Source organism: Enterococcus sp. 12F9_DIV0723 (assembly GCF_002174375.1).
GTDB lineage: Bacteria > Bacillota > Bacilli > Lactobacillales > Enterococcaceae > Enterococcus_A > Enterococcus_A gilvus.
The window spans coordinates 139,234-141,023 of record NZ_NIBK01000003.1 but is presented as its reverse complement, the minus strand read 5'-3'; the positions used below and the strand labels follow the sequence as shown (position 1 = coordinate 141,023).

The following is a 1,790-nucleotide window of genomic DNA, read 5'->3' as shown; positions in this document are numbered from 1 at the left end:
GGATAGGGTAAATCTTCTGAGAGGCTTAATATTTTTTTAAACAATCTTACATCTTTTGAAACATTTTTGAAATTTTTTACAAAAGAAGAAAAAATAAATTCGGCGATATCTATCAAATCTTGTTTGCTGTATCTATTGAAATTAATTACTGCATCAAAACGTCTAGTTAACGCCTTATCAAAATTCTGATATAAATTTGTTGTTGCTATAATCACAATTTCTTTATTTAAATCTGTTAATCTATCTAATTCTCTTAAAATAGTTGAGGTCACACGTCCCATCTCACGAACATCATTGTTATTTATTCTATCTAACGCGATAACATCTATTTCGTCAAATAGAATTACCGTTTTCTCTGGATAAGGGATTTTATTAATCTCACTAAACACAGTGGTAATATTCTTATTTGTTTGTCCAAGTTTACTATCAATTAGATTATCAAAATTCACATAATATAAAGCTCTATCAAGCAGCCTTGCAACGTGCTTTGCAGCTTCCGTTTTTCCACTTCCAGGAAAACCTTCAAACAAAAATTTATTAATACCTATGTTATGATGAACCGCATTAATTATCCCCTTAATATCTTCAGTTATTTCAGAGGGCAGATTCAATGGTTCAATAGTACTTACATCAAGTGTCTTTAGAAAATCGCTCTCAAAATCACTAGCTTGCGGGGCATATAAATTGGATTCAGTAATCATGCTCATAATATATTCAGCTAATTCATAATCTCCGACACTATCAAAACTTTTAGCAATTTCAATTGATTCATTTCTAAATGCAATTTCATTTCTTTCAACATGATATTTAATTAAGTTCAATACATTTTGTTTTTTCATAGCATAATACCTCCCATAACTCTCTTAGTATTATAAAACTTTTTGGGACAAAAGTCCACCATTTCGGGACTGGTTGACAAAATTATTTTATTGAAGTATACTAAAATCGAAGAAAAAAGAGCAGTAGACTGGCATCTACTGCTCTTACAGAAATCAGAAATAATCTTCTGAAATTATCATATCAATTTCAGTATAACAATGACAAAAATTATTGTAAAGATATTTCAAGTACTCTAATGCAACTAGTTAGCTCTTTCTGTTTTCTGTTTTCTTACACTATTTAAAAAAGGAGGAATCACAATGGCTAGACACAGAGGCGGTAAAGTTGGCGCAGCAGGCAAAGCATTAGCTTCCAAAGGCACTAGTAAATCAACTAAATCAAAAGCTGGGAAAACGTTAAAAAACCATCAAGATAAAAAGCATTAGTAACAAAAAGAAAAGGAAAAGGAGGTCGCTAATGTATATAAAACAATCAAGAATACGTAAATCAAAAAAACTATTGAGTGACTTAGAGCCAAATCAAAAATTTTTCTTAGGTATCGAAATTTCTGATGAAATCAAGAAAATTCTCAAAGAAAAATTTGAAATTTTAGAATTTGTTGACAAAACTACTATTTTCCCAAGTCCAGTATATGGAATAATGTCTAGAAGAAATGCAATAGGAGAATTTATTCCACAAAAGGATCAACCAAAAGAGATTGCTTATCGAGCACAATCTTGGGAAGTAACTGATTGGGGTGGCAAATCTCACTCAGGTATTTCTTATGTTCCCTACGAACGTTACCCTAGAAAATTTATCGAACCAAAAGAACTTAAATGTATTATTTTGTTAAATCAAACTAATAAAAATATTTTAATCCTAGATTCTGAATATTCCAATTCTGCGGCTTATGATTCAGATATTATTTTCGGGGCAAATCTATTTCTTGAGATTTTTGGTGAGGTAAACAC

General features: G+C 30.5%; 1 protein-coding gene and 2 pseudogenes. 2 read left to right on the top strand and 1 reads right to left on the bottom strand.

The window, feature by feature from the left end; all coding sequences use genetic code 11:
* Nucleotides 1–839, bottom strand: a pseudogene (locus A5868_RS17960) (AAA family ATPase); the annotation flags it as partial.
* Between the two features lie 300 nt (nucleotides 840–1,139).
* Between A5868_RS17960 and A5868_RS19450 the strand changes: the two are divergent.
* Nucleotides 1,140–1,265 (top strand): hypothetical protein, encoded by a 126-nt coding sequence (locus A5868_RS19450; RefSeq protein ID WP_254908402.1) that lies wholly within the window; start codon nucleotides 1,140–1,142, stop codon nucleotides 1,263–1,265.
* A 31-nt stretch (nucleotides 1,266–1,296) separates the two neighbouring features.
* Nucleotides 1,297–1,790 (top strand): annotated as a pseudogene (locus A5868_RS19190) (hypothetical protein); the annotation flags it as partial.

What these genes read in the sequence shown, in the direction of transcription:
- A5868_RS19450 (WP_254908402.1), top strand. Translation starts at nt 1,140, where the DNA reads ATGGCTAGACACAGAGGCGGTAAAGTTGGCGCAGCAGGCAAAGCATTA.